Annotated in this window: 14 protein-coding genes; all 14 read right to left on the bottom strand. The window is 38.7% G+C overall.

What is annotated here, in order from left to right; genetic code table 11:
- Window positions 1–78: 78 nt before the first annotated feature.
- The 14 genes from rfbA to AC1RJ8_RS24990 all read right to left on the bottom strand — a co-directional run bounded on the left by rfbA (window position 79) and on the right by AC1RJ8_RS24990 (window position 14,418).
- A complete protein-coding gene (rfbA, locus tag AC1RJ8_RS24925) occupies window positions 79–939 on the bottom strand; it encodes a glucose-1-phosphate thymidylyltransferase RfbA (RefSeq protein ID WP_492956141.1) in 861 nt (286 codons plus the stop codon).
- Window positions 940–1,010: 71 nt separating this feature from the next.
- Window positions 1,011–1,871: a dTDP-4-dehydrorhamnose reductase gene (gene rfbD, locus AC1RJ8_RS24930; RefSeq protein WP_492956142.1), complete on the bottom strand. Its 861-nt coding sequence runs from the start codon at window positions 1,869–1,871 to the stop codon at window positions 1,011–1,013.
- A complete protein-coding gene (rfbC, locus tag AC1RJ8_RS24935; protein WP_492956143.1) occupies window positions 1,868–2,416 on the bottom strand; it encodes a dTDP-4-dehydrorhamnose 3,5-epimerase in 549 nt (182 codons plus the stop codon). Before rfbC ends, rfbD begins: the two co-directional genes overlap by 4 nt.
- Window positions 2,416–3,468 carry a dTDP-glucose 4,6-dehydratase gene (gene rfbB, locus AC1RJ8_RS24940; protein ID WP_492956144.1) on the bottom strand — a complete coding sequence of 351 codons (1,053 nt, stop codon included), beginning with the start codon at window positions 3,466–3,468 and terminating at the stop codon, window positions 2,416–2,418. Before rfbB ends, rfbC begins: the two co-directional genes overlap by 1 nt.
- A gap of 242 nt (window positions 3,469–3,710) precedes the next feature.
- Entirely contained in the window at window positions 3,711–4,274 is a 564-nt protein-coding gene (locus AC1RJ8_RS24945) for a DUF3109 family protein (RefSeq protein WP_492956155.1), read from the bottom strand.
- Window positions 4,275–4,276: 2 nt separating this feature from the next.
- Window positions 4,277–5,050, bottom strand: coding sequence for a DUF3108 domain-containing protein (locus AC1RJ8_RS24950; protein WP_492956145.1), 774 nt, complete (start codon window positions 5,048–5,050; stop codon window positions 4,277–4,279).
- A 98-nt stretch (window positions 5,051–5,148) separates the two neighbouring features.
- Window positions 5,149–5,664 carry a DUF2480 family protein gene (locus AC1RJ8_RS24955; protein ID WP_029278574.1) on the bottom strand — a complete coding sequence of 172 codons (516 nt, stop codon included), beginning with the start codon at window positions 5,662–5,664 and terminating at the stop codon, window positions 5,149–5,151.
- A gap of 65 nt (window positions 5,665–5,729) precedes the next feature.
- Window positions 5,730–7,814, bottom strand: coding sequence for a peptidylprolyl isomerase (locus AC1RJ8_RS24960; protein WP_492963927.1), 2,085 nt, complete (start codon window positions 7,812–7,814; stop codon window positions 5,730–5,732).
- 220 nt (window positions 7,815–8,034) lie between these two features.
- A complete protein-coding gene (locus AC1RJ8_RS24965) occupies window positions 8,035–8,607 on the bottom strand; it encodes a hypothetical protein (RefSeq protein ID WP_492956147.1) in 573 nt (190 codons plus the stop codon).
- The gene (bamG, locus tag AC1RJ8_RS24970) at window positions 8,607–9,920 is read right to left on the bottom strand and encodes a BamG family beta-barrel-assembly machinery protein (protein WP_492956148.1); all 1,314 of its coding nucleotides are present in this window, start codon (window positions 9,918–9,920) and stop codon (window positions 8,607–8,609) included. Before bamG ends, AC1RJ8_RS24965 begins: the two co-directional genes overlap by 1 nt.
- Window positions 9,901–10,635, bottom strand: coding sequence for a type III pantothenate kinase (locus AC1RJ8_RS24975; RefSeq protein WP_492956149.1), 735 nt, complete (start codon window positions 10,633–10,635; stop codon window positions 9,901–9,903). The genes bamG and AC1RJ8_RS24975 overlap by 20 nt, the downstream gene beginning before the upstream one ends.
- 154 nt (window positions 10,636–10,789) lie before the next feature.
- On the bottom strand, window positions 10,790–11,770 hold the full coding sequence (locus AC1RJ8_RS24980; protein WP_492956150.1) for a DUF6427 family protein: 981 nt from the start codon (window positions 11,768–11,770) through the stop codon (window positions 10,790–10,792).
- Between the two features lie 783 nt (window positions 11,771–12,553).
- Window positions 12,554–13,543 (bottom strand): glycosyltransferase family protein, encoded by a 990-nt coding sequence (locus AC1RJ8_RS24985; RefSeq protein ID WP_492956151.1) that lies wholly within the window; start codon window positions 13,541–13,543, stop codon window positions 12,554–12,556.
- Window positions 13,544–13,563: 20 nt separating this feature from the next.
- A complete protein-coding gene (locus AC1RJ8_RS24990) occupies window positions 13,564–14,418 on the bottom strand; it encodes a UDP-2,3-diacylglucosamine diphosphatase (protein ID WP_492956152.1) in 855 nt (284 codons plus the stop codon).
- Between the last annotated feature and the right edge of the window lie 539 nt (window positions 14,419–14,957).

Genomic DNA, 14,957 nt, shown 5'->3' on the forward strand with positions numbered 1-14,957 from the left:
CTAAAAAAAATCACCATTCAATACAATTGTATTGAATGGTGATTTTTTTATAAATGAATTAAACTAAAGTAGAACTTCTTATTTAATCTGCTTTAACAGGTAACTACCATACCCACTTTTAACTAACGGTGTAGCAATAGCCTTAAGCTGTTCTGCATCGATAAAACCCATGCGGTAAGCAATTTCTTCAATACAACCAATTTTTAAGCCTTGTCTTTCTTCAATGATCTGAACAAATTGTCCGGCCTGCATTAAAGAGGTAAAAGTTCCGGTATCTAACCAGGCTGTTCCACGGCTCAATACACCTACTTTTAATTTACCACGTTCTAGGTATACGCGATTTACATCGGTAATTTCGTATTCTCCACGTGGCGAAGGTTTAATGTTTTTTGCAATTTCTACAACCTCGTTATCATAAAAATATAAACCTGGTACTGCATAGTCTGATTTCGGCTGGATTGGCTTTTCTTCAATCGAAATGGCGTTTTTATTTTCATCAAACTCCACAACACCGTAACGTTCAGGATCAGCAACCTGGTAGGCAAATACCACACCTCCATCGGGATCGGAACTGGCCTGTAATAATTTGGCCATTCCATCTCCATGAAAAATATTATCGCCCAGTACTAAGGCTACTTTATCTTTTCCTATAAATTCTTCACCGATCACAAAAGCCTGCGCTAAACCATTCGGTTCTGCCTGCACGGCATAGCTAAACTTACAGCCTAAAGATGCTCCATCGCCCAGTAATTTCTCAAAATTAGGCAGATCGTGTGGGGTAGAGATAATCAGGATTTCTTTTATCCCAGCCAACATCAGCGTAGATAAAGGATAATAAATCATCGGTTTATCGTAAACCGGCATCATCTGTTTACTACAAGCCAAAGTTAAAGGATGCAAACGGGTTCCGCTGCCACCAGCTAAGATTATACCTTTCATATTTTAGTCATTAGTTCATTGGTCATTGGTTCATTGGTCATTACAGACCTAAATGAAATAATGATGCCTGTTTATTGTATTTTAATTTGTTTTATACACTCTACTAAGCTATCTCTCCAATAAGGGATTTCAATATTAAATGTATCTTTTATTTTAGATTTATCCATCACCGAAAATGCTGGCCGGATAGCTTTAGTCGGATAAGCAGACCCTGGAATAGGATTTACTTTAACTGCTGTTTCGCTGATATCAAAAATGGCCTTTGCAAAATCGAACCACGAGGTTACCCCCTCATTGCTATAATGGTAAATACCATAAGCGGCGGATGAAGAACTTATAATATCAAAAATGGCATTTGCCAGATCGATCGCATAAGTGGGTGTACCCACCTGATCGGCAATGATATTCAGTTCATCGCGCTCTGCACCAAGTTTAAGCATTGTTTTGACAAAGTTGTTGGCGTACTCAGAATACAACCAGCTGGTGCGGATAATAAAATGGGCTGGCAGCTTGGATGAAACTACTTTTTCCCCATCTAATTTGGTTACACCATAAATATTAATGGGTTTAGCAATGTCATCTTCCTTTAGCAATTTAACTTCATTTCCTTCGAAAACGAAATCGGTAGAAACATGTATAAGCGTTGCTCCATTTACTAAACAAGCTGAGGCCAAGTATCCCGCACCTGTTTCATTAATGGCTTTAGCCAGATCAATTTCATCCTCTGCCTTATCTACAGCGGTATAAGCCGCACAGTTAATTACAAAAGCAGGCTGTTCTCTAGCCAACAGATCGTTCAAACCAGGCTCATCAAGAATATTGGCATCTTGTTCTGCAGGAAAAACAATATCGTTAATACCTCTTCGTTCAGCTACCGTTTTTAAACACTGGCCTAACTGTCCGCCGGCACCAATTACTAATATTTTACTCATATGTGCTGTAAAGCTGAAAATGGTTTTAAAAGTAGATCTTTATCAGATACCGCCTGATCTTTCTCTGGAATTAACCAATCGATATTCAGGTCCGTATCGTTATAAATTACGCCAGTTTCTGAGGCTTTATTGAAAAAATTATCGCACTTGTATAAAAATTCTGCGGTGTCACTCAATACAGAAAAGCCATGAACAAAACCTCTTGGAATATACAGCTGTAATTTATTCTCTGCACTTAAACGCACCGCAATGTGTTTGCCATATGTTGGCGAACTTGGGCGAACATCTACCGCAACATCCAACACCTCACCCTTGGTTACACGGACCAGCTTTGCCTGTGCAAATTCACCGGTTTGTGCGTGTAGGCCGCGGATTACACCATATGAAGAATAGGATTGGTTATCCTGAACAAACCTGCCAGATAAACCCGTTTTTTCTTCGAATGTATTTTGGTTAAAGCTTTCAAAAAAATAACCCCGGGGGTCTTCAAACACTCTTGGCTTAATAATCAGACAGTCTTTTAATCCTGTTTGTTCAATTTCCATTATTTACTGCTGTATTGTTGTTCGTAATAAGATTGATAATTGCCTGAGGTTACGTTATTTAACCAGTCTTCGTTTTGAAGGTACCAGTCTACTGTTTTGGCCAAGCCTTCTTCAAATTGTAAACTTGGTACCCAATCCAATTGATTTTGTAATTTACTCGAATCAATGGCATAACGCAAATCATGCCCTGCGCGGTCGGTTACATAGGTAATGAGTTTAGCTGATTCTCCTGCTTCGCGGCCAAGTTTTTGGTCCATAATGGTACAAAGCAAATTGATCAGGTCAATATTTTTCCACTCGTTATGGCCACCAATGTTGTAAGTATCTCCTGTTTTCGAGTTGTGGAAAATTACATCGATTGCCCTGGCATGGTCTTCTACCCATAACCAATCGCGTACGTTTTCGCCTTTACCATAAACGGGTACTGGTTTGTTATTTTTGATATTATTAATGGCCAGTGGAATCAGTTTCTCAGGAAAGTGATGAGAACCATAGTTGTTTGAGCAATTAGAAATTACGCAATCCATGCCATAAGTATCATGATAGGCCCTTACAAAGTGATCTGAACTCGCTTTTGATGCCGAATAAGGGCTATGCGGATCGTAAGCGGTTGTTTCGGTAAACATTCCTGTCTCACCTAAAGCACCATATACCTCATCGGTACTTACATGATAGAAACGTTTTTTATCGTAATCACCTTTCCAATATTCGCGGGCCGCATTCAATAAATTTACAGTACCAATTACATTGGTAATGACGAAGGCTGTTGGATCAGAAATAGAACGATCTACATGGCTTTCTGCCGCTAAGTGAATAACTGCATCGAAGTTTTCTGTTTTAAACAGATCAAACATCGCGTTAGCATCAGTAATATCTTCTTTTACAAATCGGTAATTCGGTTTATTTTCAATATCGGTCAAATTAGCCAGATTACCTGCGTAGGTAAGTTTATCTAAATTGACGATCTCGTAGTGAGGATAGTTATTAACAAAACGGCGAACTACATGAGAGCCAATAAAGCCCGCACCACCAGTGATTAAGATTTTTTTCACAGTTATTAAATGATTTTCAATTCCGCTAAAGTAAGTTAGATTTCGGCAAAAAACAACTTAATTTTGACATAAGCTGAAAACCGAACGAAATAATTCAGAAGCAATTAGCCAATTTCTATGAACATCTTCTGCATAAATAGATAAGCTTGCAATTGCAATAGATAAGTGCAGGAAAAGTGTAGACACAGCTTATAATTGACTTTATAGTTGCACTGATAAAAATAAAATTTAAGAAAGACAAACTACATCGCGGCCACAGAACTTTCCAATTCTTTATACCATTCTTCTCCATACTTACGGATTAGTGGTCCTTTTAAAAAGCTATAAACTGGTACTTTAAGTTCGCGGCCAAAAGTACAGGCATCATGGCAGATGTGCCAGCGATCGTAATTTAGCACGTCGAATTCCGGATATTTCGTTATCCGGATAGGGTAAAGGTGACAAGAAATCGGCTTCTGCCAATCTACAATACCTTGCTCATACGCTTTTTCAATGGCACACTTCGTAATACCCCCCTCAAAAAGCACGTAAGCACATTCTTTATTTTTATTTACACAAGGGGTGGTTAAATCGCCATCTTCATCCACTACGTAAACGCCTTGTTCTTCAATGGCTTTAATGCCTTTTTCATTTAACAGGTGTTTTATTTTTGGATATATTTCTTCCAAAATGGCTTTTTCATCATTATCCAATGGTGCACCCGAATCACCTTCCACACAACAAATGCCTTTACATTTGCTTAAGTTACAAACAAAGTTTTCTTTCAATACGTCTTCGTGCACCAGCACCTGTTCAACTTCTATCATCATTATTCTTTTGCTAAAGCATATTTCAGGCCACTGGCCGATTTTAATTCCATCGTAACTGCACCCACCAATATCTCTACCTGAGCCTTTACCGGTACCCGGTTTCCATCATCGGTTACCCAGAGGTATAACCTGCTATCTTTTTTAAAGATCCTTCCTGGTTTAATGGATGGACTAAATTTTAAACAGCGGATGTTCCCCAATTTACTTTTAATCGTTTCTTTTCCTATATATTCAACCTCTAAGGCTGAGATTTCGTCACCCAAGAAATAGTTCAGTTTAAACTTATCACCAATCTTGATTTTACTGATATCCAAGCTCCGGGCAAAATAATAAGCCGAAACCAGATCAAAAGTCTGATTAGTCGGTGTTGTAAAAGTCCCTCTGTTCGAAACTACTTTCTTAGCATCCTGCGTAAAACGTGCCTTATCCTGGCGTCTATAACTGGCCTCACGAATGTTCTCCTGATAGAAGTAAGGTAAAAGGTCAGTTTTATCGATATACGAATCGTAATGATCTCTTATCTTATAAAACACATCAAAAGTTCCGGAAGTCTGCGCATCAACCGTAAGTTTATAGGTAGGCTTGTTATCAAACTTTAAATCAGAATTGGCTACCTTAATCGTGGCTTCTGCCGCCGTTATAAATCCGTACCTTAATTTATATTGCAAAACTTCACCTTCCTGAAATACGGCTTCTTTTTTCAGGGGAAGTTCCTGAGCCGCTGCCAAAAGACTGCATAAGCCAGCCGTGACGGTTATAAATAATTTCTTCATTGCTTTTGTACTCATTTGTGTGTTGGGAAAGAACTGTTTCCTAAAAAATGTGGTTAAATTCTTTCTCCCATGAAGATATACAAAAAGCAAACCAAAATTTAATCTTTTCTTTTATATACAGGAACTGTAGAGCAGGGTTCGCCAAACATAATGCTTTTAACTACCGGAGTAAGCAGGTTGGTTACCTCAACATAGGCTGATACCGGAACATCGATATCGCCACATCCTTTTACCACCACACGTTCGTTGGCATAATCCTGCGGATTAATTTTAGCCAACGCCTTGGTAAACAAAACGGCTTCCAATGTATTTAAATCGCCAAATACCACTTCATTGGCGTATGGTTTTAGTTTATTGGCCAGCAGCATATAAGCCCAGGTAGGTACAATTGCATCAGCCGAGCAGATAATGGCTACATTCTTATCCTGATATTGCGCCCAATCGTGATTTTTGATAAATTCTCTAAAATCCTTTTCCCTTAGCATTAAACCATGAAATAGATTATCTACAATATCATAAACCACTCTTTCGCCTTTATGATAAAAATCTTCGAGATTTAAGGTAATTAAACCGCTATTGGCTACTTTATTAATAATGTTTTCCTGAATTTCCATGGCCTTAAATAAAAAAACCGTTCCGACTAATCATCGGAACGGTTACAAAATTACGTATTTTCTACTTAATAGAATTTCACGCGATTGTCTTTTATCTTCGCATTTTCCTGTAAAGCCTGGAAAGCTGATCCTAATGAACGCTGTCCTAAACTTAACATCATGCTTTCTTTTTGTTTAAACATGTTGGCAATTGGTGCAGGGCTTGTAAATCCATCAACTGAAAATACATAAACACCACGTTCACCTTGAACAGGAGCAGATACTTTACCTGGCTGTGAACCGAAAACGCTTCCTACTAAAGCATTTTCCTGTGCTACACCTGGAATTACCGGGTTGGCAAATACCACGTTCTGTACTGGATTAACCGGACGTGCAACTTTAGCTGCAACCTGATCGATACTTCCTTTACCTGCGTTGGCTAATTTTTCTTTTAATTGTTTTGCTTTAACGGCATTAATTACCATTGGCTCAATTTCTTTCTTCACATCAGCTAATGATAAAATACCTTTAGGGCTGATTGTAGTTAAACGCGCCACCACATAAGCATTGCTCATGGTATAAATTTCAGGCAATACATCACCTTTATCTGCTGCGTAAGCATCCTGAATTAATTTACGTGGGTTATCTAATCCAGCTGCAAATCCTTGTGTTGATGCAACTTTATCAGCAACAGCAACTTTTAATCCTTTTTGTGCAGCAAATTTGCTAAAGTCGTTACCTTTCACCTCAGTTAAGAAATTGCTTGCTGCTTTGTAAGCCGCCGCCTGGGTTTTGCTACTTGCATTTAATGCTTTTTCTACGTAAGCTAATTTAGCCACCTTAGATGAACCGATCTGTTTTTCGATTTTAAGCACATGGTAGCCAAACTGAGACTTTACTACTTTAAGATCTCCTGTCTTTCCATCAAAGGCTGCATTCTCAAACTCAGGTACCATAGCGCCACGGGCAAAAGCCGGCATTTCGCCACCCTTATCTTTCGAACCATCTACACTATAGTTTTTAGCCAGTTCTGCAAAGTTAGCGCCTTTTAAAATTAATGCTTTTAATGAATCAGCTAACTTCAATGCTTTATCTTCGCCACCAACTTTAGCCGGATCGATTAAGATGTGGCTTGCTTTTACCGAATCAGGAGAAATGCGGGTAGATACTACCTTTACAATTTTGTATGAGTTACCGCTTAATTTAGGGCCATAAAAACTGCCTGCTGGCAAAGCAAATACTGCTGAATCAACAGCCGGATCCAATTTACCTTTTGTGATATAAGTAAACGGAACTTTTACGTCTGAATTGATGGCTGCAAAAAGTGAATCGTTTTTAGCCACCTGGAAATCAGCAGCAATTTTATCTACCTGAGCTTTGATTGCCAATGAATCTGCTTTGGTTGGGCTGATACTGAAGGTAACATATTCGAAAGCACGGGTTTCTTGAGGATTGTTGAAACGCGCTTTGTTCTGCTCATAATATTCCGAATAATCGCCATCTGTTAATTTAACAGAAGCATCAGGAATAGAAGTATAATCTAAACTTACGTATTTAAAATTAGCCAGTTTATTACGGTTGGTATATTCATCTGTAGCTTCTAAAGAAGTTACATAAACCGAATTGCGGATCAGGTTAGAATATTTTGTCTGAAGGGCCTGGTTTTTAATTTCTTCCTGTAACATATTAGATTGCTGCAATGCCTGAGGTTCTTTCGATTTTAGAAAGTTCATCAAGGTAGCACGGTCTAACTGTCCTGTTTGAGGATTAGAGAAATATTGTTTAATTAGGGGGCTAGGGTTTTGGCCTTGTAATAAATCTACCAGTTCATCTTCAGAAACTGTTAAACCTAAACGATCGTATTCTTTAGTTAACAAAACTTTTGCCAACTCGGCATTCCATGCCTGATCAACAGCCATAGCAGTCATCTGTGCATTTGCACTGCCGCCATATTGTTGTTTCATCTGGTTTACACCCTGATCAACCTTTGGTCCGAACTCATCAATACTGATATCATTACCATCAATTGATCCTACAACTTTTTGATCTGCTGCCCAAAAAGGTTTACCCACGTTAATTGCATCACCTACTAAAAATGCAACAATTGCAAAACCGATGGCAAAAACTAAAATATAGCCTGCACGGTTACGCAAAAATGTCATTAATCCCATATTGTAATTATAAATTTATTTAGTTCTTTTTTAAGAGGGCGCAAGATACAAATTTGCCTCAAAAAAGAAAACACAAAATTTTATTTATCAAGTGTTTAATTTTTAAGCAAATACAGGCCCTGTTTTAATGATTGAATGACAGAATTTTGAGTGATTGAATTAGATAATAAGTGGGATAAACATCCGAATAAAGCCATTTAACATTCACTCATCTCGTCGTCTAGGGCGCTACGCCTTCCTTCATGTTCAGCTCGCCGTTTCCACTATCCATTTCATAAGTACTAAAATCCTGCGGAGCTTTAAAGTTAATACCTTCGCCTATGCTTCCATCAACTCCTTTCACATATACCCTTTGATTGGAATAAAAAATCTTTTTCGATTCATCCCAGATCAGCTCCTGCGAAGAGAAAGTATCGCCCTTACTGTTTTTTACGACTACATTTTTCCTAAATTCGGTTTTAAGCTCATTATCCTTCCTAATGGCGTAATCGCAAACCAGGTTTCCATCAATGGTTCCGTTAGGGTTATAAAAATCGATATTTACCCCCTTAATCATTTCCTGATAAGCGCTTCCGTTTGAAGGCGTAACCTTATCCATTATTGGGGCATAACCTTTAGCCTTGATTCTGGCCGAATCGCTATAGGTAATGTCGACCCCTATGGTCCGGTCTCTGGACAGGATTACCTTATTTGATGAAACTGAATTGGCATTTTTCAGATCGTCGTCTCCACAGGAAGCCAGAAAAAAAGGCAACACCAGAAACAGACCATATAAAAATGTCTTTAAATTCATTAGTCTACGCGGTACTTACGGAACCAGGTATCGTTCAAGGTAAAGCCTAAGTGGAAATTAATAAACTTCTCTTTAACAAGATTATCGCTTAACGTTCCTCTTTGTCCGAACTCGGTTGTAAAGTTGATTTTATAAAATGCTGAACCACCGTTAGCAGTAGGCAATGGGAAGCCAAAACCTAACGATGCACCCATTTGTTTGATATCCTGATTACCGATTTTAATATAAGTTTTATCGTAATTAACACCAAGGCGGTAATCTACACGTTTCATATAACTGTTGTAAGAATATGCATCTGGTGTCCACTGGCCACCGAGCGATGCTCCCCAGCTATCCTGCAAACCTTGACTTACATTATTGATACTTGTTGCAGACCATTTACTCATTCTAAAATCGGCACCGATCATCCACTTATCATTTTGCTGGATAGAGATTCCAAAATTGTGCGTTAATGGCAGGGTAAGGTTAGATTTTCCGTTATTCGCGATATTTAACGTATCGGCTGCAGGGTTTTCATTACCACTTTGATCCCTGGTGTAGAACGTAGCAAAAGAAGTTTGCGTTGAATTTATTTTCCCGGAGGTGCTTCCCGAATAACCAAGGGTCATAATTGTTTTCTTACCGATGTTAAAATCGTACTGGATGCCATAAGAGTAATTTATACCGCCAACACTGTTTTTATTTTGAAGTTTGGCATTATAAGACCCTGCCGATTGAAATTCGGTAGCCCTGGTAGTTTGGAGGTTACCAAAAATATATTCTAAGTTACCACCAATTCTTAAATGATCGCCAAAACGATAACCATAACCTAAATAAGCCTTTGATAAGCCGCCTTCGCCTTCATAAAGCTGGTCTAAAGTGGTTGTATCAACTTTGGTTGTATTTCTGTAAGAATAACCCAAATCTGAGTAAGGCAAAATACCAAAACTCAGGGCCGACCTTTTGGTAACCGGAGCGGCAAATGCCAAATGACTAAAAGTAGAATTGAAACTCGTTTCGCTTAAATTGTTTCGCGAAAGATTGGTTATACCAGCACTCATTCCCACATCAATGGTAGTTAAAGATATTCCGGCATAAGATGCAGGGTTTTGCATATTAATATAATTGAACCCTGTTACTTTACCTACTGCGGTAGAAATTCCACCCATTGCCCTAAGCTGGGGCAACAAAGATCCCTTTATATTTCCAAGTCCATATCTTGAATATGGTGATGAAGTGGTAACCTGTGCCTGGGCACTTAAACCACAAACTAGAACGAGTATGGCTGCAATATAATTTATTCTTTTGTACATTTTAATCTGCAATAGCTTCATTTAATCCTTTTAATACTAAGTAAGGATCTTTTATAATTTGAGGCGCAAAGATGCTGTTTTGTAATTGTTTATACAAAAAATTAGCATCACCCCCCGTTATAATTACCTTCAGAGCACTTTCTTTTTTATTATTTAGGGCAATAAAGCCTTCAATTTCGTTTATTATCCCTTGTAAAACGCCGTTTTTGATCGCCGATTGAGTATCAGTACCTTCCACAATATTTTCATTTGCATCCCACTCCACCAAAGGCAAACGGCCAGTAAATTCGTGTACAGCCTTAAAACGCATGCTAATACCAGGGCTTATACTTCCGCCAAAATATTCCTTCGAGCTACTTAAAACATCGTAAGTAATACAGGTACCCGCATCAACCACTAAACTTGCGTTTGTTGGATGTAAGCCATTTGCACCCAAAATAGCCGCCCATCTATCTAATCCTAAAGTAACTGGCGTTTTATATCTATTTTGTACACCATTCGTCAACATGGTTGAAAAACGGATATACTCGGTATGCTTTTTTAAAAATACTTCTAATGGTCCAACTTCCTGGTTAACACTGCTGATGATGGATTTCGCTGGCGAAAACTTCTCAATCAATTGAGCCAGATCAAGTATCCCAATTTTATTGAAACGCTGATGGTGAATAATTTCCTTATTTGCAAAAACAGCAACCTTAACAGCAGAATTTCCAATATCAATGCTTAGTCTACGCATTTAGAATCTCCCACTGCAAATAATATGTTCTCAGAAATTCCAATGACTCCATTTTTTATCCATCTTGATTAAAACTAAAAAGCTTTAATTCTAAAATCATGCACAAAGCTATTAATCTTTGTCAAGTTTCGCTCTAGTTATTTGTTAAAAAAGGTTAAACAAACAGAAAATACTGTATCGAGAGCACAAATAAAATGAACAATGTTTCGTAAAACCAACGTTTTTTAGCATTGCTGAAATAGTACGCCAACAGCACCGATCCAGGTGGTACACACAGCAAAAAATGCCAGGTCCTGAAATCGGGTTTAAGGTAAAAACTAGCTGCAGAAATGATAAACATGAAAAACAGCAGCTGGAAACTTTTCCGTGTACTGATAAAACTCCTGAAGAAATTTTCGCGGAGCTGTAGTGATGCCAGTATGATAATTACTGTTACGGGGATCAGCACCAGGTAATCGTTATAGTTGATTTTAAAAACCGAAGGAAACTTATTGCCTAATGGTTTCCATATCTGATAAAACGAGCTTAAATTATCATTCCAGTAATAAAATACGGCCAGAAAAAAGAAAACCGTAATAAAGCCAATCAAGCCAGCTACCCATTCGCGCCAGTTAAATGATCTAAAAAGCAACAGCGCTAAAAAGATCATAATCAACATGGTCATAAACGGAAAGTAGATCAGTGTTCCAACCCCAATAATCATCCCGATATCGAAAACAGTGGTAATGGAGTTCGCACTTTTACCCAGTTTTAAAAACTTATCTATAATCCAAATTAGCAGGAAGTTACATAATAATGCCGGGCTTAGGATCATAAAAGGCATAAACAGGCTTGTTCCTGTAATAAACATCAGCCCCGGCAGGAAGCTGGGTTTGGCCAATAAATTATGATTGTTTACAACCCGGTTGAAAATTAAAGCCTGTATATAAACCAAAAGTGCCGCGATAAAAATATTGGTATATGGCGTAAAGGCATTATCTAAATCTATATTGATCAGCAACCGGGCAAAGGGTTCCAAAAAATCAAAGTTCAGCTTATCGTGTGTTTCATGAAAAATGGCAATACGCAGAAAGAACGTATATGCCAGCAAGAATACGAGGTTAATTGGACTTAGCTTTCTAAACTGATTAATCATGCCTTTTTAAAGAGTAGGCAAAGTAAAGAAAATAATTTAAGAGTATGGGAAGAAAGATAAAGGTGGAAAGCTAAAAGACCAATATCTAAATGAAAAAGCAGAAAGGGGAGTGCTGTTATTTTTAGAAAAGCAGGGGCCTGTGTAAATCGGTTCCGAAGCCCTGCTATCCACTTCAAGCCTCCACTGCGTTACGGGCTTTCCGTTTCTATCAGGTTTAGATTACGCAGGATTATGCCACGGAGCAAAAATGAGTGGAAAGATTAAAACATCATTTCATTAAAGATACCCAAAGATGCGTCAGTCTGAGCGGAGTCGAAGACCGTTTGGTTAATGAAAAAGCAGAAAGAGGAGTGCTGTTATTTAGAAAAGCAGGGGCCTGTGTAAATCGGTTACGGAAGCCCTGCTATCCACTTCAAGCCTCCACTACGTTACGGGCTTTCCGTTTCTATCAGGTTTAGATTACGCAGGATTGTGCCACGGATTAGAATAATCCTAAAGATCAAAGCGAATAGGTAGCAGCGGAACGTACCAATAGGCGATAGATAGCTAACCATTCCCAAAAGCGCTGCTTTGCGTTAAATAAACCCGGGAGTAGCGGCAGCTCCGATGCTTTATCGGGCTAAAGCGAATAACGGGGCTGTGCAAGCCAAAAGCTTCTGGCATTCATTTCCAAAATCAAACAGCTAACTCTGGTGAGTAAAATCATGATAAGGATCCTTCGACTACGCTCAGGATGACAATCCGAGGGTGATCCACTTTGGACTCAGGACTGAAGACTCCCGACTAAATCCTCGCATATTTCTTCACCATATCATCAATGATCTGCGCTGTTTCGTCTGGAAAATGAAACTCATGCTGTTGAGGATTTTCTACCCAGTTTTTGATAATCGGCAACCAGTTCCTGGTACTTCCCCAAATTACAGGCAAACCAAACTGTTTTAAAGCGTAGGCATTACACTGTTGCTCAAACTGGAAACGCATCGGCGCAACCAGCAGTTTTTTCTTTAAATAAAGTGCTTCAGCAGGTCCTTCGAAACCGCCGCCGGTAAACAAACCTTCGCAGGTGGCCAGGCTTTTATTAAATTTTTCGTTGTTAACCGGCTCTACAAAAACATTCCCTTCCTGGTAGGCAACTTTACTGTGTTTAGAAAAAACCTGCCAGGTAAATTCAGGGAGCTGTGTAAAAAGTTTTACCAAACGTTTATCATCAATGGCTGGAAGATATACCGTATAATGTCCTAAATTTTCACTTTTCAGATTTCGGATCTCTGCCCTGATTACCGGGGTATGGATAAAAGTATCATAGCGGTCGAAATGAAAGCCAATGTGGTATTTGGTAGGCGCATAACGGCTCAAAATAAGCTTCCCCCAATCTAAGGTTCTTGGACGGGGTACTTTTTTAGATTTAAAGGCAGCCTGATGGCTCAATGATACACATTCTATGCCCTGCAGTTTACAAGCCCAGGCGCTTACAGGTTCAAAATCGTTAACGATAAGGTTGTAATCTTTCAACGGCAGCTGTTTCATATCTTTTCTAAAGCGGAAAAGATTCATGTTCAGCCATGTTTTAAAATGGTCTACACCTCCTTTTTTCCCAAAGATAAAACTGAAACCATGCAATTGGTATTTTACAGGCTGACTGAGTTTCACATCGGCCTGTGTTCCACTTACTAAAATATCCAATTCGCCATACTGCTGAAGCAAAGGGATAATTTCCCGCGCCCTGCTGATATGACCATTACCTGTTCCCTGTATTGCGTAAAGTATCTTCATTTATGCCCGAATATCTAAAATTATTGGGCAATTTCATATTTTATATTCTGTAAAAGAATATTTATGTCCAGTTTACTTTTTAAATCCTCGGCATCAGAAAGGATTCCTTCATCCAGTTCGTCTTTTGTAAAATGTTGATGTTCGTACTTAAAAACCGTCCAGTTTTTGTTTTCATATTCTAAAGCAGTCAGGCTTTCTACCCAATCTCCGCTGTTCAGGTAAAGCACTTTTCCATCTTCTGTGGCGATTTCGCGTTGCTCGGCCTGGTGAATATGACCACAAACCACATACTGATAGCCTTTTTCGATGGCCAACTCGGCTGCAGTCTGCTCAAAACTATTGATAAACTTAACGGCATCTTTAAATTTGGCCTTGATTTTTTTCGAAAAGCTCATCTTTTCCCGCCCAAATGCGGTAAGTACCCAGTTTACAAAGCTATTAATGAGGATTAGTGTATCATAGCCAACCGCACCAAGTTTAGCCAGCCATTTAGAGTGCTGCATGGTAACATCAAAAACATCGCCATGAAAGAACCATGCTTTTTTACCGTCCAGCTCTAAAATTAACTTATTCTGGAGATGGAAAGTCCCCATTTCCATACCATCAAATTTGCGCAGCATCTCATCATGATTTCCGGTAAGGTAGTGAACCTGAACACCCTCCGAGACGAATTTCATCAGTTTACGGATCACTTTCATGTGCGATTCGGGCCAATAACGCTTGCTAAACTGCCAGATATCGATGATATCGCCATTTAAGATCAGTGTTTTGGGCTTTATGCTCTTTAGGTATTTTAGAAGTTCTTTTGCATGGCAACCGTAGGTGCCTAAATGTACATCGGATATTACGACTACATCGACATTTCTTTTATCCATAAACGGGAAATTTTAGGGGGAAGGGTCTTATTACCGCTCGATTGAAGCAGTTCAGAGATAAATTAGTTGTGTTACCACTCCTCTTCCTCATCGAGTTTTACCTCAAAGGGGCTAAAGAAATAAAGTACAACAATTAATAAACATACGGCAAAGAATGATTCTAACATATCATCTGATTTACATTACAAAGGTAAGACTCTGTATATCAAACAAATGTTACGACACTGTTAAATTTTAGTTTGGTGGTTCATTAGTTTACTGGTTCATTTGTCATTGCTTTATTACCCACCGTCGTCATTGCTTAGGCGGATACTGGATTATCCTACAATTTTCCTTACTAAAGAATCCTTCGACTACGCTATCATTGCCAGAATCCAGTAGAAAGTCGTCATCTCGACCGAAGCACCGCAAAGTGGAGAGATCTTCTAATTATGTTATTGAATCAAATTTAAAGATCTCTCCGCTTCGGTCGTATTCTAGGTTTACCACAATTGCAAATTTATTTTAAGAAAAACTCTTTTTTTGGAGTTTTTCTTAGC

The organism is Pedobacter sp. GW822-FHT03F06 (assembly GCF_058801365.1).

Coding starts and splice junctions, on each gene's coding strand:
- rfbA (WP_492956141.1), bottom strand. CDS start 939: ATGAAAGGTATAATCTTAGCTGGTGGCAGCGGAACCCGTTTGCATCCT.
- rfbD (WP_492956142.1), bottom strand. CDS start 1,871: ATGAGTAAAATATTAGTAATTGGTGCCGGCGGACAGTTAGGCCAGTGT.
- rfbC (WP_492956143.1), bottom strand. CDS start 2,416: ATGGAAATTGAACAAACAGGATTAAAAGACTGTCTGATTATTAAGCCA.
- AC1RJ8_RS24945 (WP_492956155.1), bottom strand. CDS start 4,274: ATGATAGAAGTTGAACAGGTGCTGGTGCACGAAGACGTATTGAAAGAA.
- AC1RJ8_RS24950 (WP_492956145.1), bottom strand. CDS start 5,050: ATGAAGAAATTATTTATAACCGTCACGGCTGGCTTATGCAGTCTTTTG.
- AC1RJ8_RS24955 (WP_029278574.1), bottom strand. CDS start 5,664: ATGGAAATTCAGGAAAACATTATTAATAAAGTAGCCAATAGCGGTTTA.
- AC1RJ8_RS24960 (WP_492963927.1), bottom strand. CDS start 7,814: ATGGGATTAATGACATTTTTGCGTAACCGTGCAGGCTATATTTTAGTT.
- AC1RJ8_RS24965 (WP_492956147.1), bottom strand. CDS start 8,607: ATGAATTTAAAGACATTTTTATATGGTCTGTTTCTGGTGTTGCCTTTT.
- bamG (WP_492956148.1), bottom strand. CDS start 9,920: ATGAAGCTATTGCAGATTAAAATGTACAAAAGAATAAATTATATTGCA.
- AC1RJ8_RS24975 (WP_492956149.1), bottom strand. CDS start 10,635: ATGCGTAGACTAAGCATTGATATTGGAAATTCTGCTGTTAAGGTTGCT.
- AC1RJ8_RS24980 (WP_492956150.1), bottom strand. CDS start 11,770: ATGATTAATCAGTTTAGAAAGCTAAGTCCAATTAACCTCGTATTCTTG.
- AC1RJ8_RS24985 (WP_492956151.1), bottom strand. CDS start 13,543: ATGAAGATACTTTACGCAATACAGGGAACAGGTAATGGTCATATCAGC.
- AC1RJ8_RS24990 (WP_492956152.1), bottom strand. CDS start 14,418: ATGGATAAAAGAAATGTCGATGTAGTCGTAATATCCGATGTACATTTA.